Origin of the sequence: Clostridium sp. AWRP, from assembly GCF_004006395.2 — a bacterium.
Classification (GTDB): Bacteria; Bacillota; Clostridia; order Clostridiales; family Clostridiaceae; genus Clostridium_B.
Map to the genome: position 1 here is coordinate 4,554,901 of NZ_CP029758.2, position 24,217 is coordinate 4,579,117.

The following is a 24,217-nucleotide window of genomic DNA, read 5'->3' on the forward strand; positions in this document are numbered from 1 at the left end:
TTTTAGGTAGTTAAAATATATTATATTCATCCAAAAAAGGAAGGTGGTTAAATGTCCGTAACTGTAAGAGAATACTACTCTAAAAGGTTAAAAAAGAAAATCTTTGGATATGAAGTAGATATTACATTGCAGCATAAACGTATATTCAAATCTAAAAGAGGATTTTTAACTAAGACAGAAGCCCGGGAAGCTGGAAAAACTGTAGAGTTAAAATTAAAGAAAAAAACAAAACAGGGATATAACATTGAAGATGTAATAAATAAAGATAAAAATAAAATTACAGTTCATGAATTAATGGATCTGTGGTTAAATGCTAAAAAATCTACTGTAACATATTCAACTTATAAATTTTATGAATGTTTTGTATCTAAGATAAAAAAAGATTTAGGCAGTATTAAAGCTAAAAGTTTGAAGCCCGAAAATATAGAGCTTAAAATAAATACTTTACTAGATAACATAAGTTCCACAACTGCTAGTGATTATTACACCGTTTTAAACATTGCCTATAACTGGGCTATAACTAGAGGTTATGTGATTCAAAACCCCTGTAATTTAGTCCAAAAACCTAAAAGAATAAAAAAAGAAATGCACGTATATAATAACGATCAACTTAATAAGCTTTTAGACGCTATTAAAGATAAGACTATTTTTGTACCTGTAATGTTAGCAGCTACAACTGGAATGAGACTTGGTGAGATCTGCGGCCTTAAATGGCAAAACGTTAATCTTGATAGTGGATTTATAGAACTAAAGCATCAATTACAGGAAGAAGATAAAAGCCTTAAATTAGTACCACTTAAAACACTTAGTAGTCAAAGAAAAATTGTTCTGTTAGACTATACCATAAAAGAATTAGAGAAACTTAAATTACAACAGGATGCAAATAAAAATTACTTAGGTGATAATTACCACGATAAAGACTTTGTGGTGTGCCAAAACAACGGTTTGCCATACCATCCAACATACATATCCCGCAATTACAGGCGTATTTTAAAAGACACTAAACATAAGGTTAAGATAAATGGTAAAATAGCAAAACTAAGCTTATATGAAATGTTAGACATACCTTTAATAAGATTCCATGATCTAAGACATACCCATGCGACATTTTTACTTTCACAAAATGTAAATCCTAAAATCGTAAGTGAACGACTTGGCCACTCCAGTATAAAAACAACTTTAGATATTTACGCTCATGTATTGCCTGGTATGCAGAAACAGGCTATAAATAATTTAAACAAAAAGTTCCCTCCAAAAGAGTAGAACTTTTAATTTTGAGTCTCAATCCCGGTTGTTTTTCCCGGTTTTTTAAAAAAATCAACGGCTGTAATTTCTACAACCGTTGATTTTGCTTGGTGCTCCTAGCAGGATTCGAACCTGTGACCTACTGATTACGAATCAGTTGCTCTACCATCTGAGCCATAGGAGCAAAACACAATACTATTTTAATACAAAATTCTATTTTAATCAAATATAAAAAAATTTTTTTTATATTCTTAGCATAATTAATCAAATATAATTAATTTCTTAGAATATCTTTAAAATATATAGATAATACTAAATTATATAGCTAATTCTAATACTAGCTAATCATATCTATGTAATTCATTTATTTTTAGACTTTGACTTTCTTTGACCTTTATTGTACTATAATAACTGTAATAAGGATTTACAAAATATAAAAGCAATTTAGAAAACATAGAAAATAAAATCTATAAGGAGGTATTCATTATGTTTGATATGGTTCCATTTAGAAAAAACAATTCTTTAAAAAGAGGTGATGCATTCGATAACTTTATAGATTCATTCTTTGATAACGACTTTTTCACACCTATGAACATGAATGGTTTTGGCAATGGTTTCAAAGTTGATCTTAAGGAAAATGAAACTTCTTATGTAGTTTGTGCTGATTTACCAGGAATGAATAAAGATTCTATAGACTTAGATTTTAACAATAACTATTTGACTATATGTGCAAAAAGAAATGATTCTGTTGAAGATAAAAATGAAAACTTTGTAAGACGTGAAAGAAAATACGGTGAATTCAAAAGAAGTTTTTACATCGACAATGTAGATGATTCAAATATTACCGCTTCCTTTAAAGATGGAGTTTTAAGAGTTGATCTTCCAAAACTTAATAGAGAAAAAGGGAACGGCAAAAAAATAGATATACATTCATAAAATTTGATAATTTTAAAAAAATAATATAATTATATTTAGGAGGTATTCATTATGTTTGATATGGTTCCATTTAGAAAAAACAATTCTTTAAAAAGAGGCGATGCATTCGATAACTTTGTAGATTCATTCTTTGATAACGACTTTTTCACACCTATGAACATGAATGGTTTTGGCAATGGTTTCAAAGTTGATCTTAAGGAAAATGAAACTTCTTATGTAGTTTGTGCTGATTTACCAGGAATAAATAAAGATTCTATAGATTTGGATTTCAATAATAACTACTTGACCATATCTGCAAAAAGGGATGACTCTATAGAAGATAAAAATGAAAACTTTGTAAGACGTGAAAGAAGATATGGAGAATTCAGAAGAAGTTTTTACATTGATAATGTAGATGATTCAAATATTACTGCTTCCTTTAAAGATGGAGTTTTAAAAGTTAGCCTTCCAAAACTTTCACAAGGTAAAAGACAAGGTAAGAAAATAGATATACAATAAAAAATTACTTATTATTAAATTAATATAACCAGACTAAAAAGCACTGTAAATAAACTCTACAGTGCTTTTTAGCTATTCCTGATGTATAACATCTAAATTACCAAACTTACTGAACTGACCCATCCATGCCAATTTTACAGTACCTGTAGGACCATTTCTCTGTTTTGCAATAATACATTCCGCAATATTTTTATCTTCTGTATCCTTATCATAGTATTCATCCCTGTACAAAAACATAACTATATCTGCATCCTGCTCTATTGATCCAGATTCCCTTAAATCTGACAACATAGGTCTATGATCCGTTCTAGCTTCAGGTGCACGTGATAATTGTGACAAGGCAATAACAGGACATTCCATTTCCTTTGCTAGTGCTTTTATGGATCTGGATATCTCTGAAACCTCCTGTTGCCTATTCTCTGAGCCTTTACCTCCGCTCATAAGCTGTAGGTAATCCACAACTATCATATCTATTCCATGTTCCATCTTTAATCTTCTGCATTTAGACCTCATTTCCATAATGGTTATACCTGCAGTATCATCTATAAATATCTTTGCAGCAGCAAGAGGTCCTGAAGCCCTAGCTATATTTTCCCAGTCCTTATCTTCCAAATTTCCCGTTCTTAAATTCAACATATCTACATGTGCCTCAGAACATAAGAGCTTATAAGCTAATTGTTCTTTTGACATTTCAAGAGAAAACATAGCTATTTTTTTACCTTCCCTTAAAGCCGCATATTCCGCTATATTTAATGCAAAAGTTGTTTTGCCCATAGAAGGTCTAGCTGCCACAAGTACCATATCTCCCTTTTGAAAGCCCGACGTCTTAGCATCTAACTCTCTAAATCCAGAGGCCACTCCTGTAGTTTCACCTTTATTGTTGAATAACCTCTCTATTTCAGTAAATCCTCTTTCAAGTACAACATTCATAGGCTCAAAATCAGAAACTTTTCTATTACTTGACAAATCAAATATAGATTTTTCAGCCATATCAATGGTTCCTACAACATCATCTTGGTTTTTATAACTTTCTTCTATTATCTTGGTAGAAGCCCTAATAAGTTTTCTCAGGACAGATTTATCTTTTACAATTTTTATATAGGATTTTAAATTAGCAGTAGACACTATTGATCCGCTTAGTTCACTTATATAAGTTATACCACCTGCCGCTTCAAGTTTTGATCTCGATTTTAAGTTTTCAGTCAAAGTTATTATGTCTACAGCTGTATCCTTTTTATATAAATCAAGTATAGAATCAAAAATAACCTTATGTGAATCCTTATAAAAATCCTCGGTGTTTAGAACTTCCATAGCTTCAACTATTGAAGTTTTATCAATAAGCATAGATCCAATTACACCTTGTTCAGCCTCTATATTATGAGGTATGCTTCTAATAGATGTATCCATACAGATGCCTCACTCCCTAGAATTAAATGTTACCATTTGCTTAATTGATCTACAGGTGAAATAGTAATTATTTTAAATTAACATTTTATTTATTTAAAATCAAAAGATCAATTCCATAAGTTCCTCAATATTTGATACAGCCTTAATTTCTATATCCTTAATATCAGTAGGTACTTCTTTGAAATTTTCTATAGGTAATACCATTGTCTTTATTCCTTTTCTCCTGGCACCATAAGCTTTCTCAAATATTCCACCTACAGGTTTTATCTTTCCTCTTAAAGATATTTCTCCTGTTACAGCTACATCTTGCCTTAAAGGTTTTTGTAAAAGGGCACTTATAATACACACTGTAATAGCAGCTCCTGCTGAAGGACCATCAATCCTTCCTCCCCCTATTACATTTACATGGATATCATAATCACTCATATCTTTATCTGTTATCTTTCTTATAACTGAAGCGGCATTAAAGACAGAATCTTTTGCCATACTTCCTGCTGTATCATTAAATCTTACAATTCCCTTGCCCTTTTCTTTAGCTTCAAACGTAACGGCTTCTATTTCTATAGTAGAACCTATATATCCACTTACTCCTAGTCCATAAATATGACCAATTTCATAGGTAGACTTTGAAGGAACTTCTTCAAAAGGTACAAATCTACTTATAGATATAACTTTCTTTAAATCCTCTACTGAAATTTTAACTTTATCATTTAAATCATTTATTCCATTATTATAAAGGACATATCCATAGACATCCGATAATATGTTAATAGCTTTTCTGCCTTCAATTGTATATTTACTTATAAGTTCAGATACTCCGCCCTCAATTTCAATATTAAGTTTTTCAGCCGCATCTTCCACTATTTTTTGTATATCATTCACAGAAAGCGGCTCAAAATAAACTTCAGTACATCTTGATCTAAGAGCAGGATTTATTTCACTTGGTTCCCTTGTAGTAGCTCCTATAAGTAAAAAATCTGCAGGAGCTCCCTTCTCAAATAAATACTTTATATATTTGGGCATATTCTCATCATCTGGATCATAATATGAAGATGAAAATTCAACTCTTTTATCTTCCAGTACTTTTAGTAGTTTATTTTGGAGCATTTCATCAAGTTCTCCTATTTCATCAATGAAAAGTACTCCTCCATGGGCTTCTGTAACAAGTCCAGGTTTTGGTTCTGGTACTCCTACTTCTGCTAAATCTCTCTTAGTTCCTTGATATATAGGATCATGTACAGATCCAAGAAGTGGATTTGTAATTTCTCTAGGATCCCACCTTAAAGTACTCCCATCTACCTCTACAAACTTGGCATCCTTTCTAAAAGGCGTAAATTTTAACTTTTTTGCTTCTTCTAAAGCAATTCTAGCTGCTGTAGTTTTACCTACTCCCGGTGGCCCATATAAAATTATATGCTGCGGATAGGGTGATGCTATTTTAGATAGTATAGACTTTATAGCTCTTTCTTGGCCAATTATTTCATCAAAAGTTTCTGGCCTTAGAAGTTTTTGAATATTTTTGCTAAGTCCCTTAGAATCCAGCACCTCAAGTTGAGCATACTTTTTCAAAGTTTTTGCGTTTTCAGGCCCTTTTCGCTTTTTTATAATACTGAGTCTAACCTCATCCATATATTTATCTTGATGTTCTGTAAGGTTTTTCTCTACTTCCTTTTCAATCTTAGTCCTTACATATCTTTCTGCCAATGTTTCTGCTATCCAATTATTAGTATTTTCTAGCGCATCATATACATTTGATTCATCTGGTATCTCAGTTAATCCTTTTCCATCACTAACTATTTTATTTAGAGCGTATATTCTTTCAAACAAATTCTCACTATTCATATAACCTTTTAAATTATACCTTACTACTCTAGAGTTCACAGTACCTTTATCCATTATTTTTTTCAAAAGATCATATAAAACTTTTACTTGAGTATTTATTGGAATAGAATCATTTAATTCCCTATTTAATCCATCAACAAATTGTAATTTCACAAATTTTCCTCCTTATTTCTCTGCAATAACTACTTTTATTTTAGTGGATATCTCAGGATACAATTTAACTTCTACATCATAGGTACCAAGTTGTCTTATGTTGTTAACTGCTATTTTCTTTTTATCCACATTTATATGAAATTTCTTGTTTAATTCATCTGAAATGTCTTTTCCCGTTATTGATCCAAACAACCTTCCATTTTCTCCTGATTTTACAGTTAATTTTATCTCTTTTCCCTTTAAACTAGCAGCAAGTTTTTGCGCTGCTTCTATTTCAGCAAGCTTTTCTTTTCTCTCTGCTTCCTTTTTGTTATTCAATATATGAAGATTTGACTGATTTGCTTCTTCTGCAACTCCCCTTGGTATTAAATAATTTCTAGCATATCCGTCTGAAGCATTTATTACTTGCCCCTTTTTCCCTAAAGTTTTTATGTCCTTTAATAATATAACTTTCATCTATTCTTCACTCTCCTCAGTATATTCATTTATAGCCTCATCTAATTTTTCTATAGCCTCATCTATGGTTACGGATTCTAATTTAGCTCCTGCCATAGTCATATGCCCTCCCCCTCCTAGGCCTTCAAGTATAACTTGAACATTTATATCCCCTAAGGATCTAGCACTAATAAATACTTCATCTTTTATTTTAACAAAAACAAAGGATGCTTGAATACCTGTAATATTTAGTAGCTCATCTGCTGCTTGGGCAACTAATAATAAATTTGCCATTTCTGGAGGACATACTGCTATAGCAATACCATTATTTATCTTTGCTGATTTTATAATTTCAGCTCTCTTTAAATAAGTCTCAAAATCATAGGAAAAAAGCTTTTTTATATCTATGGTGTCTGCTCCCAATCTTCTTAAAAATGAAGCAGCCTCAAAAGTTCTTACACCAGTTTTAAAATAAAAATTCTTTGTATCCACACATATGCCTGCAAGAAGTGCTTCTGCCTCTATTGGTTTTATATTTGGTTTTTCTACCATATAAGGCAGCATCTCAGTAACCAACTCAGAGGTAGATGAAGCATAAGGTTCAATGTAACTTAAAAGAGAATTTTTAATGAGATCTGTAGTCCTTCTATGATGATCTATTATAACTATTCTATCAAACTTCTTAACTAATTGCATATTTTGTACATGTCCTTCACTATGTACATCTACAATTATAAGAAGACTATTTTCATCTATCTTATCTTCACAATTTTTGCTGTGTATAAAAACATTATCGTATTCCTTCTCTTCTTTTATCTTATCTAATATAACTTTTATGCTTTCATTACTATCATCTAATATGATAAAGCATTCTTTATTCATTAAACTAACTACACTGCGAATTCCAACAGCAGATCCTAAACAATCTATATCTGGTTTCATGTGTCCAATTATAAATACATTTCTACTATCCTTTATTATATCTACAAGAGCCTGAGCTATTACCCTAGCCCTTACTTTTGTTCTTTTTTCAATTTCCTTAGTCTTTCCTCCATAAAACAAAAGTTTATCTCCATTTTTTACAACTGCCTGATCTCCTCCACGTCCTAGTGCTAATTCCTTAGCCGATACTGCATATTTTTCATTCTCCAAGGGAGTATCACCACCCCTGCCAATTCCAATACTTAAAGTTACTGCAAGTTTATTTCCCATATTTATTTCTCTAATAGTATCAAGTATTTCAAATTTCTTTTCCATTTCTTTTTCTATATACTTATTTTGTATGCAGAATACATATTTATTTGATTCATACTTTCTTATCATAGCATTTAAATTTTGAGCATAACTATTTATAGTTCTCTCTATTTCAGCTATTATAAGTGGCCTATCATCTTCTTCCATAGGCTTTACTACATCATCAAAATTGTCCACTTCCATTAACATTACTGCATCTTTGTTTGCATTTACTGAATTCATAATTTTAAAGGGTTTTGTTACGTCATAGAAATATAAGAGTATAATTTTATCCTTAGAGTTTTCTGAAGTATCAACTATATTAGTATATATATCATAATATTTATCCTTAATCTTTATATATCTAAATATAGTTTCCTTTCCATTTGCCACCTGCTTAACATTAAAATCTCTTACCACATTCTTAATATTTTGACCTAGTATGTCTTTTCCTTCTAGTATAGAGGAAAAATTTTGATTATACCAGAGTACATCACCGGTGATTTTTATTATAACAAGTGGAAAGGGAAGTTTTACTAGTGTATTTCTGGTAGCTATATCCAGTTGAGATGAAAAATCTTCTATAAACTTTTTCCACTTACTTTTTTTATATTCGGTATTTTTTACATTGTAAATTACAAGAAATGCATATAGACAAATAGCTATAATTCCAACTATCATATGCCCATATGCCATCAATATTAAAATAAGAAGAGCAATTATCACCATGTACACTTTATTACCCTTTATAAAGTAATTGTACTTATTATCCATTAAATGAGCCCCCAGTTACTATTTTTTCAATTTTCTATAAGGGTCTAGTTTTCTAAAGTCAAATACCATGTCTATAAATCCAGCCAAGCCATACACTAGGGACAGCTTAGTCATAACTGTAAATACTATAATCAAAACAATAATTTTTTTAGATACCTTATACCTATTCATAAGATAGTATGTAACCAATGATACTCCATCTAGTAAAAATACAAGTTCAAGTATAAGTCCTGAAGAATTAATCAAATACTGTCCAATTGCCATGTTGTTTCTATCAAATAATATTCCCAAAACAAGTATAATACCAACTAATGTTCCTATTCTTGTATTCATATACCATTGATTAAAAGGTTTTGCTTCATTAACTTCATATTTTAACTTTTTAAGCACAGCCCTTGTTATTGTGTAATTTAGATATGCCAAAATAACCGAACTAGCTATAATTACTCCTGGAATAAGTCTCATAATGTATTCTGGTGTAAACATCTTAATTAACTCTTCTACAGGTGCCAATTGACTACTGGATACCCCTGCCTGCTTATAAATACTTTTACTTATCTCCATAGATTGGTTGAAATTTTTCACTATCTTACTTACAAAACCATATATCCCATCATTACTCATTAAAACTATGTATATAGTCGTATAAATTGTTGTCCCTAAAGCCATTGCTATGGAAAGAACGATAATTGTAGTTCCAAAACTTTTTTTATTTTTCACACAATATCCTAGTGCAACTCCTGTAAATCCAACCATTATTATTGAAGATATTGCATATATAGGATTATAAAACATTGCTATAAATATACCACTAGCTATTACAGAAATCAAAGTAACCTTATAATTATGCCTAATATACAAAATCGTTATAGGTATTGGTACTAAAAAATTAGCAACTACGGAAACTATAGGTACATATATGTTTACAAGCATTATTATTACTGTAAGTGCTATTGTAAGTCCTGCTTCTGCTAGGGCTCTTGTGTTATATGTCTTATTCTGCATTTTTACCTCCATTATTCCCTTTCTTTGAGATAACTATATAGTTTACTTAAATCTTTGCCATCCTTTTCTATTTTGTCTTCTTCAATTATACCAATTTTCAATTTCTTTTTCATAGTTTGATCTACTGATTTATGTGAATAGCCAAGCCTCTCTGCAAGTAAATATAATACTATTATTCCCCCGGAAATACAGTCTAGTATGGATTCTTGCGCTACATTACTGCCTCTTGTAAGCAATTTAAAAAAATCTGCTACTATACATAAAAGATTAGCTTTTAGATCTTCTATTATCTTAACATTATACATTATGTTGAAATTTTCTTTTTTCATACAATCATCCTCCTAGCCTTTAATTATATTTTAGTTGCTTTCATAGCTTTATGCAATAAATTAACATTGATTATGCTGCCAAATCATACATAAATTAAATCTATAGTACAAAACTAAATATAATTTAAAAAAAGTGAAGAATAAAAATTCTTCACTTTATAAACTACTCTGTTGTAAATGGCAGTAAAGCTATGTTCCTAGCTCTCTTTATAGCTACTGTAAGTTCTCTTTGATGTTTTGCACAGTTTCCAGAAATTCTCCTTGGAAGGATCTTTCCTCTTTCTGTAACATATTTTCTTAATTTATTTATATCTTTATAATCTATAAATTCAGATTTGTCCATACAAAAAGCACAAACCTTTCTCTTAGCTCTTCTCATTTTTCCGGAATTTCTTCTTCCGCCTTCTCTATTATTTGCCATAATGCTTTCCCCTCCTTACTTTTAAAAAGGTATATCTCCATCATCTACTGGAGTAATATCCTCTCCATAAATATTCTCATCAAAGTTTTGAGTTTTTCCAAAATTTTCAGATGAAGTTTGACTATACGAGTTCTTTGCAGATTTCTCTCCCCATTCTAGGAATTGAACTTCTTCTGCAATAACCTCAGTAACATATCTTCTAGTACCGTCTTTAGCTTCATAATTTCTAGTCTGGATTCTACCACTAATACCTATAAGTTTTCCTTTACTCATATAATTTGCTGTAGACTCAGCTTGTTTTCCCCATACAACTATAGGAATAAAATCCGCTTCTCTCTGTCCATCCTTAGAAAATCTCCTATCAACGGCTATAGTAAAAGTGGTAACTGCTGTACCATTTCCCGGTGTAAATCTCAATTCTGGATCTTTGGTTAATCTTCCAATTAAAACAACCTTATTCAATCAAAACACCACCTATTTTTCATCCTTTACTATTATATGTCTTATAACTGTATCTGTAATCCTGAATACTCTGTCTAACTCTTTTGGTAATTTAGGATCAGCATTAAAATTTATTAAGGTATAATATCCTTCGTTAACTTTGTTTATTTCATAGGCAAGTTTTCTCTTACCCCAAACATCAACGTTTTCTATTACTCCTCCACCATTTTCTATTACACCCTTAAACTTTTCTATGTTAGCTTTACAAGCTTCTTCATCTAATGATGGCTGTAATATAAATATAGTTTCATACTTATTCATTGATTCCACCTCCTCCCTTTGGGCTAATGGCTGTGATTTCACAGCAGGGACTACAGTTATTCATTTTACTACTTTTTTAACATTAAATCAATTAATTTTTTTAATTATTGTATCTCTTTTCCTTCAGGTGAATTTTGCTTAATTATTTTTTTTACACTTTTCTCAAATTTATTTCTTGGAAGCATAACTATTCTTCCACATCCACAACACTTAATCTTTATATCTGCCCCAAGTCTTATTACTTCCCACTCATTACTACCACAAGGATGTCCTTTCTTCATTTCAACTACATCACCAATGTAATAAACTTTTTTCATGTACTATTCCCCCTTTAAATTTTTTATTACTAAATAAGGAGTTTTTATGTTTTCCTTTTTTAAAGATTCTCCTATTTCCCTTCTAAGTTTCATCTCCATATCCCACTGCGTCATAGCCTTAGCCTTACCAGCTACTCTAATGGTTACTCTGTTATCTTTTATATTTGTTATTCCCTGAACAGTAGGTGCCTGGGTAATTGAACTATTTTCTTTGGCAAAATCCTCACATAATTGTGTCATTATTTCTATGACTTTTTGAATATCCTCATCATAAGAAATTTCCACATCTACTGTAATTCTTATGCTCCCCTTAGAATGATTCGTTACTTTTGAAATAAGTCCATTAGGTATTATATGAAGATCTCCATTAAAATCCCTTATTTTAGTAACTCTAAGCTCCATACTCTCTACGATTCCACTTTTATCATCTATACTTATGTAATCTCCTACGGAAAATTGATCCTCAAATAATATAAAAAATCCATTTATAATGTCTTTTATAATGCTTTGAGCACCTAATCCAACAGCCACACCTCCTATTCCTGCAAAAGTTAAACCAGTTACACCTACTTTAGGTGATATGACTGTAATTATTGTAAATATTCCAAAAAAGTATACTGAATACCTTAATACACTTTTTAAAATAGCTCCTATAGTTTTAGCTCTTTTATCATTCAATGAAATTTTAAAATTTTTCTGTCTTGAAACATATCTGTTTATTATTTTGTTTCCTAATTTAACGATGAGATACATAACTATAAGTATAAATATCACTTTAATAATTATCCACATAAAATTATACATAGTTTGTGTAGATATGGATATTTTACCTATATTAATATTATCTTCATTCATACCAACTTTAAAAAAAGAAAAAATACCACTTTCTTTCATGTTTTACCTCCAGAATTATAAGCAAATTTGCTTATATCCTAAATCACTTCTTTCATAAATATTTTTAATAGTTAACTTTTCTTCATTTATCAAATCTTTTACTGTCTCTATATCTTTACTATCAATTTTTATACTTATACCACAGCTTTTAGTTATAACTATTGGTGTAGGCATTATATTTACGTCTATCCCCTGTTCTTTTAAAACTTTCTCCCCATTTATAGCTCCATGAGTATTATTAAAAGTTACTACATAATATTCTTTCATAATTATAATATCAGTTTATTAAAGCTGAACCTCCTTGTAAAATTTTACTATTATGTTATATACAACAACACTAGATTACTTTATAATTATTGTATAAAGATTTACTTTTAGTGCATAATTTTAATAAAATTCTTTAAAATATATATCCAACAATATAATTATATAACAAAACACATTCTATTTTTCATATAAACATAAAAAATATGTTTTATTTAATTTATTAATTAGGAAAAATCGGGAAAGGAGTCTCTTACATCGTGAATGAATTGATAAACAAAATAAATAAAATTAGTTTATTTATTATACTTTATACTATAACTTTTTTAGTGTTCTTCAGTACACTTAATTACACATTGCCCTTTGTTTTAGCGTTTATTTTTGCTCTAATACTAAAAAGACCTACTCTTTTTATTTCGAGAAAACTTAGAATCAGCAATGCGCTATCCTCTTTAATTACTACTATAATATTTTTTACCATAATAATAACAGTATTGTCATTTGGAATAACGGTAGTTACACAAGAAGCCATACAATTAGGTAAAAGCACTCAGCTATATATTTCTAGGAATTCTGATAACATTTATAACTCTTTTTACAAATTACAAAAATACTATAACAACTTAGACCCTTATATAATAAATACTTTAGAAAAAAACTTTACAAATTTTATTACCAAATTATCAAATATAGCAGTAACTGTTTCAGGTAAATTAGTTTCTTCTTTAATAAACCTATTGACTACAATTCCTTACATATTAATGGTAATATTTTTCACACTACTTGCCACATACTTTTTTACTAGAGATATGACTTCTTCTAAAATAAGCATGAATATTTTGATACCACAAAACAAAACAGATAAGATATTAAAAATATATAATGAAAGTAAACGGATGTTGGAAAATTACATGCTATCCTATATTATAATAATTTTAATAACTTTTTTAGAAACACTCATAGTATTTTCACTGTTTAAAATTAAATATGCCTTAATCCTCAGCATAACTTGTGCTATAGCAGATTTGCTTCCTATTATAGGAATTGGCATTATATATTTACCTCTCGCTATTATTTATCTGGCAATATTTAATAACTACATTATCTGTACAGGATTAATTATATCTTATATTTTGGTTTCAGTTATAAGACAAATTATAGAGCCTAAAATAGTTTCTTCATCTCTTGGTATACATCCTGTAGCTGTACTAGCATCACTATTTATAGGTTTAAAAGCAGACGGACTTATAGGCATAATATTTTGCATATTTTTAGTTGTATTCTTTAATATATTTCATAAATTAGACATGCTGTAAAATTTTATAATAAAAAATGTAAACTATACGTATAATTAACCTCCATATGGCAAAAATCATAATATAGGAGGTTTTCGTATGATTAAAAAATTAACGTTAGATTCCACATGTAGAAATTCCGTATACACTTTAAGAGATAAAATAAGTGATGAAATATATCCAGTTGTTAAATCCGGTAGAACTATAGTAATACTTTGTATAGGAACAGATCGGTCTACCGGAGATAGTTTAGGTCCAATAGTAGGAGATAAATTGAAGTTTTTAATACGAAATAGAGTTGAACTATATGGTAATTTACAATATCCCGTACATGCAAAAAATCTTAAAGATATTATAACTGAAATAAATTCTAAATACAACAAACCTTTTATAATAGCAATTGATGCTTGCCTTGGCACTATTCAAGATGTGGGCAAAATAATAATAGAAACAAAGCCTCTTACCCCTGGATCTGCAATGAAAAAATCATTACCTCAAGTAGGAGATTTAAGTATAACAGGTATCGTAAATATCTGCGGAGCCATGGAATTTATGGTTTTACAAAACACCCGTTTGTTTACTGTTATGCAACTTGCAGACACAATTTCTAAAGGATTATATCATTCCATATTAAAAACTATCGGTGGTAAAAAAAATACAAGTTTTTTTCAAAATATAGAAGCTTAATCTCTTATTTATGCTAAAATACTCTATCCCTAAGTATATACTCTATTTCTTCTATATTCTTTTTTCCTAAATCAATTATCAAAATATCTTTATTTCTTATATTTAAATTTGCAAGTCCATCATCTTTTAGCTTGCAAATTATAACATCATATTTGGTATCTGAATCATCTGTTACTATTATATATCCTCTTTTTTGCAATTCATCACTTATATAACTTAGATTTTTAGTAACATATATTTTCATATAAAAAACCTCCTTAAAAGATAATTTTCCCTTAAGGAGGTTCTTTATGTAAGTTATTATATTTTCTTATTTACACATTCTTCTAAAACTTGTTTTTCTTCTTGAGATAACTCATATCTTGACATTCCACTATCAATAGGTTTTGCATAAGTAGTACTCTCATCTCTTCCATATATTCCTGTAATTATTACGCCATCATTTTTACCATCTAGCAGTGCAACTGAAAAACTCAAGTCACTTCCTACATCTTCAAATGCCCTGTATCTTATAATGGATATTTTTTGAATACAGTCCTTTATTTTTAAATTTAAGCTATTGTAAAGTTCTTTCATGTCTTTAGATTGTTCTTTTACATTGTCTATATTATCTAAGTACCCTACAATAAGTTCTTCTAAATTCTTATTGTTTGAACCCCTCATCATTTTTCTATATCTTTTTTCCAATCTGCTTAAAGATGTAAAAATCACTATATTCATAATTAACAATATCAATACTAATACAGATAATCCAATTATAATATAAGGTTGTAAACTTCCTATTAAGCTACTAATGTTTTGCATATCTTTCTCCTTTCATAAGAATGTTTCACATGAAACATTTAAACAAGACTTATCAAATTTTTAGTATATCTAATATTCTCTGCAAATCTTCTTGAGAATAATATTCTATTTGTATTTTTCCTTTATTTTTTTTATCCATTAGTGAAACCTTAGTGCCAAATAAATTTTCTAATTTTTCTCTTATATCTACATAATAGGGATTTGCTTTTTTTACATTATCATTTTTAGCTGTCTTATTAGAATTTAGATTTTTAATAATTTTTTCTATATCTCTAACTGTTAGATTTTCATCTATTACATTTTGTGCTAATTTATATTGTAATTCTCCATCATCCACACCTAATAGTGCTCTACCATGGCCTTCTGTAATAACTCCATCTATTATATACTCTTGAACTCTACTGTCTAAATTCAAAAGTCTCATACAATTAGTAATTGCAGTCCTAGATTTGCCTATCTTTACGCTCAATTCTTCTTGAGTTAAATTAAAATCATTAATTAATCTTTTATAAGCTAAAGCCTCTTCTATTGGATTCAAATCTTGTCTTTGTATATTTTCTATAAGTGAAATTTCTAGGATTTCCTTATCAGATAAATTCATTATGATTGCAGGCACTTCTTTAATATTAGCTAATTTTGCAGCTCTCCACCTTCTCTCACCTGCAACTATGCTATATTCATCATCTCCTGTTTTATTAAGTATAAGTGGTTGTATTATACCATGCTCTTGTATTGATTGAGAAAGTTGTAATATTTTTTGCTCATCAAAGTTTTTCCTAGGTTGAGTTTTATTTGCACTTATTAAGTCAATATCAATAAGTATTGTATCCTTTTTACTTTCTGACTTCTCTTCCAACGCATTTTCAGGTATCAATGCTCTAAGTCCTTTACCTAATCCATATTTTTTATTCAAACCTCACTCACTCCTTTTGCCTATGCAAAAATTCTTTAGTTAATCTTTCATAAGCTTTAGCACCTTTACATTTATCATCATAAAGTACTATAGGTAGTCCAAAACTAGGGGCTTCAGCTAATCTTATATTTCTAGGTATGGTACTTTTATATACTTTATCTTTAAAATATTTTTTTACTTCTGAAATCACTTGAGTAGACAGATTAGTTCTCCCATCACACATACTCATAATGACTCCTTCAATTTCTAAATTTCTATTTAAGGATTCTGTTATCAATTGTACTGTGTTAATTAGTTGTCCAACACCTTCCAAAGCATAAAATTCGCATTGAATAGGTATAATCACACTATTTGATGCTGTAAGTGCGTTTATAGTCAAAAGTCCCAAAGACGGAGGACAATCTATAAATACAAAATCAAATTTAGGAGTTAACTTTTTCAATTTATCCTTTAATATATTTTCTCTATTTTCTTTATTTATTAATTCCACTTCAGCTCCAGCTAATTCTATAGTCGATGGAACTATAGAAAAATTATCTATCAATTCACATTTTTTTATAACATTATCTATTCCAATGTCTGAAGTTAATATATCATATGTAGAAACCTCTAAATTTTCCTTATCAATTCCCAATCCGCTAGTAGTGTTACCTTGAGGATCGATATCTATATTCAATATTTTATATCCTTGCATAGCCAAATAAGCACTTAAATTGATACAAGTAGTAGTTTTTCCTACTCCACCCTTTTGATTAAATATGGATATTATCTTCATCTAAATTTCCTCCTTTCAGTTTATATTCATCTTCTAATTATATATTTTTATTTAAAAGAATAAAAGAGTTTTTATTGTTAATTACTACTTAAATTTTTATAAAAAAATAAAATGTTTCATGTGAAACATTTTATTTTTTAGGAATAGTAATTATAATCTGAACCTCCTCGTCTGAATCCTCTGAAGTATACTTTGCATTCAACCCATACTTATCAAAAATCTGTTTAATTGTATTTATATATACTTTAGGAGAAAATATTCCTTTTATTTTCTTTCTTTTATTTTTTTTATTGCTAGTGAGCTTGTCTAATTCCTTATTGATAAGCTCTTCTGTTTTTTTTACATTTAAAGATTTCTTAATTACAATTTTTAATATTTTTTTTTGAATTTCCAATGTTGGAAGTTTTAATAAAGCTCTTGCATGTCTTTCAGTTAAGTTATTCTCTAGTAACATAACTCTAATTTCTTTATCGAGTCTAAGAAGTCTAATCTTATTTGCAATAGTAGATTGCTTTTTTCCTATAGTTTCAGCTAGTTTCTCTTGAGTATAAGAATGATCTTTTATTAAATTATAGTATGCTTCTGCTTCTTCTAAAAAATTTAAATTTTCCCTCTGCAAATTTTCTAAAAGTGCAATTGCAGCAGATTCTTTATCACTTATATCTACTATTATTACAGGAACTTCAGTAAGCCCTGCCTTTTTTGCTGCTCTCAGTCTTCTTTCTCCAGCAACTAATTCATATTTATTTTCACCTAATTTTCTTACTGACAATGGTTGAACTATTCCATATGAACTTATAGATTGAGCTAACTCCTCTAAACTTTCTTCATTAAAATATTTTCTTGGTTGATATACATTAGGTAAAATTAAATCTACGGGTATATAATTAACGTTCTTTTGCATATTTAACCATCCCTCTTATGTTTCCTATTATTTAACATTTCTTCACCGTTTTATAAAATCCTTCTAATTTATATGATTTTCATTCTACAAATTATTACATTTATTTTAGTGGTTTTTTGGAAACCATACCTGCTTTTCTTGGATACATATTCGGTGTTCTCTTGATTTTTTTTATTACAACTAAATTATGATTAAGATCATCATTTTCTATTTTTATTATATCCACTATTTTACCACCTAAAATACTAACAGCTTTTTTACTTTCTTTAATCTCATCCTCAACAGATGGACCTTTCATAGCCACAAAATATCCTCCTAATTTTATATAAGGAATACAAAATTCGCTTAGAACAGTTAAATTTGCCACTGCCCTTGAAACTGCTGCATCAAATTTTTCTCTATACTCAGTATCTTTAGAAAAATCTTCTGCTCTTCCGTGTATACATTTTATATCTCTTAATTCAATATCTGATATAACTTGATTCAGAAAGTTTATCCGCTTATTTAATGAATCCAAAAGTACTACTTTTATTTGAGGATTAACTATCTTCATAGGTATACCGGGAAATCCAGCTCCTGTTCCTATATCAATAATATTAGAAATATTTCTTAATGGTGAAAATTTAAATATTTTTACACAATCTATAAAGTGTTTTTTTATTATATCTTCATCTTCTACTATAGTAGTAAGATTAATTTTGTTGTTCCAAAATTTTAATATATCCTTATATTTTATAAATTTATTATACTTTTCTTCATCAAATTCTAGTCCTACATCTTTACATGCAGTATCTATAATTTTAAAATATTGCATATTTAGTTCTCCAATCTACCTTCATTTACAGATCCTTTTCTCTATATTTTTTCTCCATATAAATTAGTAAAACAGAAATATCTGCTGGAGAGACTCCTGAAATTCTAGAAGCCTGACCTACACTCATAGGTCTTATCTTTTTCAATTTTTGTGTAGCTTCTATTCTCAATCCATTTATCTTATCATAATTTATGTCTTCAGGTATAATTTTATTTTCAAACTTTTTAAATTGACTTACTTGTTCTAACTGTTTCTCAATATACCCTTCGTATTTGGAAATAATATTAACTTCTTCCTGAATATCTTCTCCAAGCTCTGGTCTATCTAAATCAAGTGGTTGTACCTTAAAATAGTCAAGTTCTGGTCTCTTAATAAGCTCATACAAACTTGTAGTTTTCTTTAATTCAGAAGAACCTATAGAATTTAAAAAATCAACCACCTCTTTTTTAGGCGTTATGTGAATATCTTTTATTCTTTCAACCTCTTTCTCAATGTCACTTTTCCTTTTTAAATATTTTTCATATCTTTCTTCGCTAACAAGTCCTATTTTATGTCCTAGTTCCGTAAGTCTCAAATCTGCATTATCTTGTCTCAGTATTAACCTATACTCTGCTCGTGACGTCATCATTCTATAAGGTTCCTGAGTTCCCTTTGTAACTAAGTCATCCACTAAAACACCTATATATCCATCTGATCTCTTTAAAATAAGAGGTGACTTGCCTTGCGATTTAAGAGCAGCATTTATACCTGCAATTATTCCCTGAGAAGCAGCTTCCTCATATCCTGAACTTCCATTTAATTGACCTGCCCCAAACAATCCTTCAACTTTTTTAAATTCCAGTGAAAGTTTTAGTTGTGTTGGATTTATACAATCATATTCAATAGCATAACCTGTTCTTAAAAACTCTACATTTTCAAGCCCAGCTATAGTTCTATACATAGCAATCTGCACATCTTCTGGCATAGAAGTAGATGCCCCATCTACATATAGTTCGTCCGTATTTTCACCTTCAGGCTCTATAAATATCTGATGCTTTTCCTTATCTGGAAACCTCATTACTTTATCTTCTATTGAAGGACAGTATCTAGGACCTACCGATTTAATAGAACCATTATAAAGTGGAGATCTATTTATATTATCTCTTATTACTTTTAAAGTATTCTCTGTAGTATACGTTAAATAACAAGATATTTGACTTCTATCTAAATTTCCACTCATAAAAGAAAAGGGAACTATTTTCTTATCACCAGGTTGTTCTATCATTTTTGAAAAATCAACACTTCGCTTATTTACCCTAGCTGGTGTACCAGTTTTAAACCTTCTAAGTTCTATACCAAGATCAAGCAAACTCTGGGAAAGGTCATTAGCAGGCATAAATCCATTTGCTCCCGAACTATAACTTACGTCTCCTATGATAACTTTGCCCTTTAGATAAGTTCCTGTAGCCAAAACCACAGTTTTTGTTTCAAAATATGCTCCATTTTTAGTTAATACACCACATACTTTTCCGTTATCGTCTGTTCTTATACTTAGTACTTCTATTTGTCTTAAAGACAAGTTACTTTGTTTTTCAAGTACTTCTTTCATTCTAACTGAATAGTTTTTCTTATCAGCCTGAGCCCTAAGTGAATGTACTGCTGGCCCTTTAGAAGTATTAAGCATTCTTGACTGTATAAAAGTATGATCAATGTTTACGCCCATCTCTCCACCTAAAGCATCTATTTCTCTTACCAAATGGCCTTTAGCAGTTCCTCCAACGTTAGGATTACAAGGCATAAATCCTACACTATCTAAATTCATTGTACACACTAAAGTCTTACAACCCATTCTAGCAGCTGCAAGTCCTGCTTCACAACCTGCATGACCTGCTCCTACAACTATTACATCATATTTTTCTGAAAAATACTCCAATTTTTAACTACCTACTTTCCTAAACAAAATTGTGAAAATATTTTATCAATTATATCTTCTTCTAAGGTGTCTCCAGTTATTTTGCCAAGATTATTCCACGCATTTCTTATATCTATAGATGCCAAGTCTATAGCAGATGTATTCTTTAATGATTCTAAAGCTTCAATACAACTTTCCTTAGCTCTTATAAGTCCTTCCTTATGTCTAGCATTAGTTATAAATAGATCTCCTTGTTTAACCTCACCTCTAAAAAACAAGTTTTTAATACATGTTTTTATCTTATCCAATCCTTTACCTGTCTTTATTGAAGTTTTTATTATACAACTGGAATCTAAATTACAAATGTCATCTAAATTTATTTTATCATTTATATCAATTTTATTTAATAGAATTATATATTTTTTATCTTTTACATAATTCATAATCTCTTTATCTTCATCATCCAATTCTTCACTTGAATCCAGCATTAATATGACTAAATCAGCTTCATCTATCTTTTGTTTAGATTTCTCTACGCCAATTTTCTCTACCAAATCCTCTGTTTCCCTTATTCCTGCAGTATCAATTACCTTTATAGGAATTCCATCTATATTCATATATTCCTCTATGACATCCCTTGTTGTACCTGGTACATCTGTAACTATTGCCCTATTTTCTCTAATTAAAGAATTTAAAAGTGAGGACTTACCTACATTAGGTTTTCCTACAATTACTGTATTCAAGCCATCTCTGACTATCTTACCTTCTTCTGCAGTGCTTAGTATATGATTTATTTCATCTAATATTTCCTGTAATCTCAATGAAACCTTTTCTGATGTCATTTCTTCTAAATCCTCTTCAGGATAGTCCACTGTAGCTTCTATATGTGCAATCACTTCCAAAAGCTTTTCTCTAAGTGCGTTAATCTCTTTAGAAATCTTACCTGTAGACTGCTGTACAGCTGACTTCATCGAAAGTTCAGTTTTTGCTCTAATTATATCAATTACCGCTTCAGCTTGACTTAAATCTATCCTTCCATTTAAAAATGCCCTCTTTGTAAACTCTCCTGGCTCTGCAATTCTAGCTCCAGATTTAATAACTTCCTCAAGTACTTTCTTAGTTGCCACAACTCCACCGTGACAATTTATTTCAACTGTATCTTCTGAAGTATAACTTTTAGGGGACTTCATAAAACTAACAAGTACTTCATCTAATAATTCACCACTACTTTTTTCTACTATATAACCATATCTCATAGAATAAGGCTTCATATCAATCAAATTTCTATTATTTTTTCCTTTAAATATACTATTAACTATTTTAAGTGAATTACAGCCTGAAATCCTTATAATCGATATGCCACCTTCACCTAAAACCGTAGCTACAGCTGCTATTGTATCAAATTCTTTCATTATTTCACTTCCTCAAAATATAATTTGCAAGTATACTTCTACACATAAGATAACCTAAATCTAGCTAATGTCTAAAATTATTATGTGAAGAATAATCATTTTGTATCTCCCATTTATTTTTCTAAATGTAAAAAAGAAAGCCTTTAGGCTTTCTTTAAATCCACTACAACTCTTCTAAAGGGTTCCTGACCTTCGCTATATGTATTCACATAAATATTATTTTGAAGGGCAGAATGAATTATTCTTCTCTCGTAAGGATTCATCGGTTCTAACTTAATTATTCTACCTGTCCTCTTAACCTTTTCAGCTACTCTTCTAGCAAGTCTCTTTAGTGTTTCTTCTCTTTTAAATCTATAATTTTCTGTGTCTAAAACAACTCTCTTATATTCTGTATCATGATTTTTATTTATTACAAGACTTATAAGATACTGAAGTGCATCTAACGTTTCTCCCCTATATCCTATAAGTATTCCCATTTCTTGACCAGTTAAGTATATTTTTATACCATTTTTGTCTTCTTTTATTTCTATTTCAGCCTTTACCTTAATCTTATCTAAAACACTTTTCAAAAATGTTTTAGCTTCATTTATATAATCTCTCTTAACCTTAACTCTTATTTTGGCTGGCCTCGTTCCTATAATATTAAAAAAACCCTTATTGCCTTCATCTAAAACTTCCATTTCCACTTTATCTTCTTCAACTTTTAATTCAGAAAGTGCAGTTTTAAACGCATCTTCTACTGTCTTCCCAGTCGTTTCTATAAAATCCATAACCCATGGCCACCCCCCTAAGCCTTAATAGTTCCTTTTTTCATTTCAATCTTTTTCAAAACAACAGTTTGTGCTATTTGAATCAAATTACTAACAACCCAATAAAGTACTAAAGCTGCTTTAAACTTTATACTCATAAATACCATGACTGCAGACATTGCTATATTCATTGTCTTTGCCTGCTTTGCTTGTTCGCTATTACCTGACATCATTAGATATCCTGATAAGAAAGTAGTTATTCCAGATAAAATAGCAAGGAATATATCCGTTTTAGCTAAATCACCTATCCACAAAAAACTAACGCCATTTATTCCTGATAGATTGTTAAAAACATAATAGAGAGCTATTAGAATAGGCCATTGAATTAGAAGTGGTAAACATCCACTAAAAGGACTTGCTCCTTTTTCTTTATACAATTTCATCATTTCTTGCTGTGCTTTTTGAGGATCTTTTTTATATTTCTCTTGTAGCTTTTTTACTTCTGGCTGAATTTCATTCATTATAAGTGAAGATCTTGCTTGTTTTATACCTAGTGGAAGTATTATAATTCTAATTATTATAGTCATTAAAATTATTGCGATACCATAAGACATATTCTGATTAGGTATGACGGAAGTTACACTATGATGTAAAAACTCAAAAAACTGAACAAAAGCATTATTTAGATATTGCAAAATATTAAACCTCCCGAAATTTATTTAACTGGGTCATATCCTCCCTTGCAAAATGGATTGCACCTCAATATTCTCTTTATAGACATAAATCCACCTTTTATAGTACCATATTTCTGCAATGCTTCTACTGTATATTGTGAACAAGTAGGGTAAAATCTACAACATGGTCCCTTCAAAGGTGATATATATTTCATATACAATTTAACTAAAAAAATTAAAAATTTTTTCATTTATTATACAACCCTGCTTTTTTAATTAAATTTTTCATGGAATTCTCTATTTCTATATAACTTTTACCATTTGACAAATTCCTAGCTATAAATACTAAATCATATCCAACTTTTATGTCTTCAATATTCAACCTAAAATTCTCTTTAATCAATCTTTTAATTCTATTTCTAATAACACTCTTTCCTACCTTCTTACTCACTGATATACCTAATCTATTTATACCCTTTTTATTTCTGTAAATATATAATACTAATAGATTATTAGAAAAAGATTTTCCTCTTCTATATACAGCCCTAAATTCTGCATTCTTTTTTATTCTGTAAACCTCCATAATGTTTTGCTCCTTTTTTCTGCTTGCAGAAAAAGGCCACAAAAGCGGCCCTTATGCTGTTAATCTCTTTCTACCTTTTTGTCTTCTTCTTCTAATAACATTTCTTCCTGATAAAGTTCTCATTCTTTTTCTAAAGCCATGCTCTCTTTTTCTTTGTTTCTTTTTTGGTTGATAAGTCATCCACATACTATAACACAACTC

At 29.6% G+C, this 24,217-nt stretch carries 30 protein-coding genes and 1 tRNA gene; 5 read left to right on the forward strand and 26 right to left on the reverse strand.

Annotated elements, in window-relative coordinates; all coding sequences use genetic code 11:
- The first annotated feature begins 51 nt into the window (after positions 1 to 51).
- On the forward strand, positions 52 to 1,263 hold the full coding sequence (locus DMR38_RS21490; protein WP_127723784.1) for a site-specific integrase: 1,212 nt from the start codon (positions 52 to 54) through the stop codon (positions 1,261 to 1,263).
- A 90-nt stretch (positions 1,264 to 1,353) separates the two neighbouring features.
- Here DMR38_RS21490 and DMR38_RS21495 read toward each other — a convergent pair.
- Positions 1,354 to 1,429: transfer RNA gene (locus tag DMR38_RS21495), tRNA-Thr, on the reverse strand.
- Positions 1,430 to 1,731: 302 nt separating this feature from the next.
- On the opposite strand from DMR38_RS21495, the gene hsp18 (DMR38_RS21500) reads away from it, so the two are divergent.
- Positions 1,732 to 2,181 (forward strand): heat shock protein Hsp18, encoded by a 450-nt coding sequence (gene hsp18 / locus DMR38_RS21500; RefSeq protein ID WP_127723786.1) that lies wholly within the window; start codon positions 1,732 to 1,734, stop codon positions 2,179 to 2,181.
- A 51-nt stretch (positions 2,182 to 2,232) separates the two neighbouring features.
- Entirely contained in the window at positions 2,233 to 2,679 is a 447-nt protein-coding gene (gene hsp18 / locus DMR38_RS21505; protein WP_127723788.1) for a heat shock protein Hsp18, read from the forward strand.
- Between the two features lie 72 nt (positions 2,680 to 2,751).
- Here the strand turns inward: hsp18 (DMR38_RS21505) and DMR38_RS21510 are convergent, their stop codons facing one another.
- The 12 genes from DMR38_RS21510 to DMR38_RS21565 all read right to left on the reverse strand — a co-directional run bounded on the left by DMR38_RS21510 (position 2,752) and on the right by DMR38_RS21565 (position 12,518).
- Positions 2,752 to 4,086 carry a replicative DNA helicase gene (locus DMR38_RS21510; RefSeq protein ID WP_065078757.1) on the reverse strand — a complete coding sequence of 445 codons (1,335 nt, stop codon included), beginning with the start codon at positions 4,084 to 4,086 and terminating at the stop codon, positions 2,752 to 2,754.
- Between the two features lie 99 nt (positions 4,087 to 4,185).
- Positions 4,186 to 6,081, reverse strand: a complete 1,896-nt coding sequence (gene lonC / locus DMR38_RS21515; protein ID WP_127723790.1) for a Lon family ATP-dependent protease — start codon at positions 6,079 to 6,081, stop codon at positions 4,186 to 4,188.
- A 12-nt stretch (positions 6,082 to 6,093) separates the two neighbouring features.
- Positions 6,094 to 6,537 (reverse strand): 50S ribosomal protein L9, encoded by a 444-nt coding sequence (rplI, locus tag DMR38_RS21520; protein WP_127723792.1) that lies wholly within the window; start codon positions 6,535 to 6,537, stop codon positions 6,094 to 6,096.
- Positions 6,538 to 8,523, reverse strand: coding sequence for a DHH family phosphoesterase (locus tag DMR38_RS21525; protein WP_127723794.1), 1,986 nt, complete (start codon positions 8,521 to 8,523; stop codon positions 6,538 to 6,540).
- Positions 8,524 to 8,541: 18 nt separating this feature from the next.
- Positions 8,542 to 9,528 carry a YybS family protein gene (locus tag DMR38_RS21530; RefSeq protein ID WP_127723796.1) on the reverse strand — a complete coding sequence of 329 codons (987 nt, stop codon included), beginning with the start codon at positions 9,526 to 9,528 and terminating at the stop codon, positions 8,542 to 8,544.
- Between the two features lie 11 nt (positions 9,529 to 9,539).
- Positions 9,540 to 9,857, reverse strand: a complete 318-nt coding sequence (locus DMR38_RS21535; RefSeq protein ID WP_013240839.1) for a MazG-like family protein — start codon at positions 9,855 to 9,857, stop codon at positions 9,540 to 9,542.
- Positions 9,858 to 10,020: 163 nt separating this feature from the next.
- Positions 10,021 to 10,278: a 30S ribosomal protein S18 gene (gene rpsR, locus DMR38_RS21540; protein WP_013240840.1), complete on the reverse strand. Its 258-nt coding sequence runs from the start codon at positions 10,276 to 10,278 to the stop codon at positions 10,021 to 10,023.
- Positions 10,279 to 10,299: 21 nt separating this feature from the next.
- A complete protein-coding gene (gene ssb / locus DMR38_RS21545) occupies positions 10,300 to 10,740 on the reverse strand; it encodes a single-stranded DNA-binding protein (protein WP_127723798.1) in 441 nt (146 codons plus the stop codon).
- Positions 10,741 to 10,752: 12 nt separating this feature from the next.
- Positions 10,753 to 11,040: a 30S ribosomal protein S6 gene (gene rpsF, locus DMR38_RS21550; RefSeq protein ID WP_063601244.1), complete on the reverse strand. Its 288-nt coding sequence runs from the start codon at positions 11,038 to 11,040 to the stop codon at positions 10,753 to 10,755.
- A 104-nt stretch (positions 11,041 to 11,144) separates the two neighbouring features.
- Positions 11,145 to 11,357, reverse strand: coding sequence for a DUF951 domain-containing protein (locus DMR38_RS21555; RefSeq protein ID WP_127723800.1), 213 nt, complete (start codon positions 11,355 to 11,357; stop codon positions 11,145 to 11,147).
- A gap of 3 nt (positions 11,358 to 11,360) precedes the next feature.
- The gene (locus DMR38_RS21560; RefSeq protein ID WP_127723802.1) at positions 11,361 to 12,251 is read right to left on the reverse strand and encodes a mechanosensitive ion channel family protein; all 891 of its coding nucleotides are present in this window, start codon (positions 12,249 to 12,251) and stop codon (positions 11,361 to 11,363) included.
- 15 nt (positions 12,252 to 12,266) lie between these two features.
- A complete protein-coding gene (locus tag DMR38_RS21565; protein ID WP_127723804.1) occupies positions 12,267 to 12,518 on the reverse strand; it encodes a DUF3343 domain-containing protein in 252 nt (83 codons plus the stop codon).
- Positions 12,519 to 12,775: 257 nt separating this feature from the next.
- Here DMR38_RS21565 and ytvI point away from each other — a divergent pair, with 257 nt between their 5' ends.
- Complete coding sequence (gene ytvI, locus DMR38_RS21570; protein WP_127723806.1) at positions 12,776 to 13,831, forward strand: sporulation integral membrane protein YtvI; 1,056 nt, start codon at positions 12,776 to 12,778, stop codon at positions 13,829 to 13,831.
- A gap of 78 nt (positions 13,832 to 13,909) precedes the next feature.
- Positions 13,910 to 14,497 carry a spore protease YyaC gene (gene yyaC / locus DMR38_RS21575; protein ID WP_127723808.1) on the forward strand — a complete coding sequence of 196 codons (588 nt, stop codon included), beginning with the start codon at positions 13,910 to 13,912 and terminating at the stop codon, positions 14,495 to 14,497.
- Between the two features lie 13 nt (positions 14,498 to 14,510).
- Here yyaC and DMR38_RS21580 read toward each other — a convergent pair whose 3' ends face one another.
- The 13 genes from DMR38_RS21580 to rpmH form a co-directional block, all read right to left on the reverse strand.
- Positions 14,511 to 14,741, reverse strand: coding sequence for a YkuS family protein (locus DMR38_RS21580; RefSeq protein WP_127723810.1), 231 nt, complete (start codon positions 14,739 to 14,741; stop codon positions 14,511 to 14,513).
- A gap of 56 nt (positions 14,742 to 14,797) precedes the next feature.
- Positions 14,798 to 15,301, reverse strand: a complete 504-nt coding sequence (locus DMR38_RS21585) for a DUF4446 family protein (protein WP_127723812.1) — start codon at positions 15,299 to 15,301, stop codon at positions 14,798 to 14,800.
- Between the two features lie 52 nt (positions 15,302 to 15,353).
- Positions 15,354 to 16,214: a ParB/RepB/Spo0J family partition protein gene (locus DMR38_RS21590; RefSeq protein WP_127723814.1), complete on the reverse strand. Its 861-nt coding sequence runs from the start codon at positions 16,212 to 16,214 to the stop codon at positions 15,354 to 15,356.
- A 7-nt stretch (positions 16,215 to 16,221) separates the two neighbouring features.
- The gene (locus DMR38_RS21595; protein WP_127723816.1) at positions 16,222 to 16,989 is read right to left on the reverse strand and encodes an AAA family ATPase; all 768 of its coding nucleotides are present in this window, start codon (positions 16,987 to 16,989) and stop codon (positions 16,222 to 16,224) included.
- Between the two features lie 130 nt (positions 16,990 to 17,119).
- Positions 17,120 to 17,893 (reverse strand): nucleoid occlusion protein, encoded by a 774-nt coding sequence (gene noc, locus DMR38_RS21600; RefSeq protein ID WP_127723818.1) that lies wholly within the window; start codon positions 17,891 to 17,893, stop codon positions 17,120 to 17,122.
- 100 nt (positions 17,894 to 17,993) lie between these two features.
- Positions 17,994 to 18,707: a 16S rRNA (guanine(527)-N(7))-methyltransferase RsmG gene (gene rsmG / locus DMR38_RS21605; RefSeq protein ID WP_127723820.1), complete on the reverse strand. Its 714-nt coding sequence runs from the start codon at positions 18,705 to 18,707 to the stop codon at positions 17,994 to 17,996.
- A 25-nt stretch (positions 18,708 to 18,732) separates the two neighbouring features.
- Complete coding sequence (gene mnmG / locus DMR38_RS21610) at positions 18,733 to 20,619, reverse strand: tRNA uridine-5-carboxymethylaminomethyl(34) synthesis enzyme MnmG (protein ID WP_127723822.1); 1,887 nt, start codon at positions 20,617 to 20,619, stop codon at positions 18,733 to 18,735.
- An 11-nt stretch (positions 20,620 to 20,630) separates the two neighbouring features.
- Positions 20,631 to 22,010 (reverse strand): tRNA uridine-5-carboxymethylaminomethyl(34) synthesis GTPase MnmE, encoded by a 1,380-nt coding sequence (gene mnmE / locus DMR38_RS21615; RefSeq protein ID WP_127723824.1) that lies wholly within the window; start codon positions 22,008 to 22,010, stop codon positions 20,631 to 20,633.
- A gap of 143 nt (positions 22,011 to 22,153) precedes the next feature.
- Positions 22,154 to 22,780, reverse strand: coding sequence for an RNA-binding cell elongation regulator Jag/EloR (jag, locus tag DMR38_RS21620; protein ID WP_127723826.1), 627 nt, complete (start codon positions 22,778 to 22,780; stop codon positions 22,154 to 22,156).
- A gap of 17 nt (positions 22,781 to 22,797) precedes the next feature.
- On the reverse strand, positions 22,798 to 23,454 hold the full coding sequence (locus DMR38_RS21625) for a membrane protein insertase YidC (RefSeq protein WP_127723828.1): 657 nt from the start codon (positions 23,452 to 23,454) through the stop codon (positions 22,798 to 22,800).
- Between the two features lie 20 nt (positions 23,455 to 23,474).
- Positions 23,475 to 23,684, reverse strand: a complete 210-nt coding sequence (gene yidD, locus DMR38_RS21630) for a membrane protein insertion efficiency factor YidD (RefSeq protein WP_013240858.1) — start codon at positions 23,682 to 23,684, stop codon at positions 23,475 to 23,477.
- Positions 23,681 to 24,016 carry a ribonuclease P protein component gene (gene rnpA, locus DMR38_RS21635; protein WP_127723830.1) on the reverse strand — a complete coding sequence of 112 codons (336 nt, stop codon included), beginning with the start codon at positions 24,014 to 24,016 and terminating at the stop codon, positions 23,681 to 23,683. The genes yidD and rnpA overlap by 4 nt, the downstream gene beginning before the upstream one ends.
- 51 nt (positions 24,017 to 24,067) lie before the next feature.
- Positions 24,068 to 24,202 carry a 50S ribosomal protein L34 gene (rpmH, locus tag DMR38_RS21640; RefSeq protein ID WP_013240860.1) on the reverse strand — a complete coding sequence of 45 codons (135 nt, stop codon included), beginning with the start codon at positions 24,200 to 24,202 and terminating at the stop codon, positions 24,068 to 24,070.
- Positions 24,203 to 24,217 lie beyond the last annotated feature (15 nt).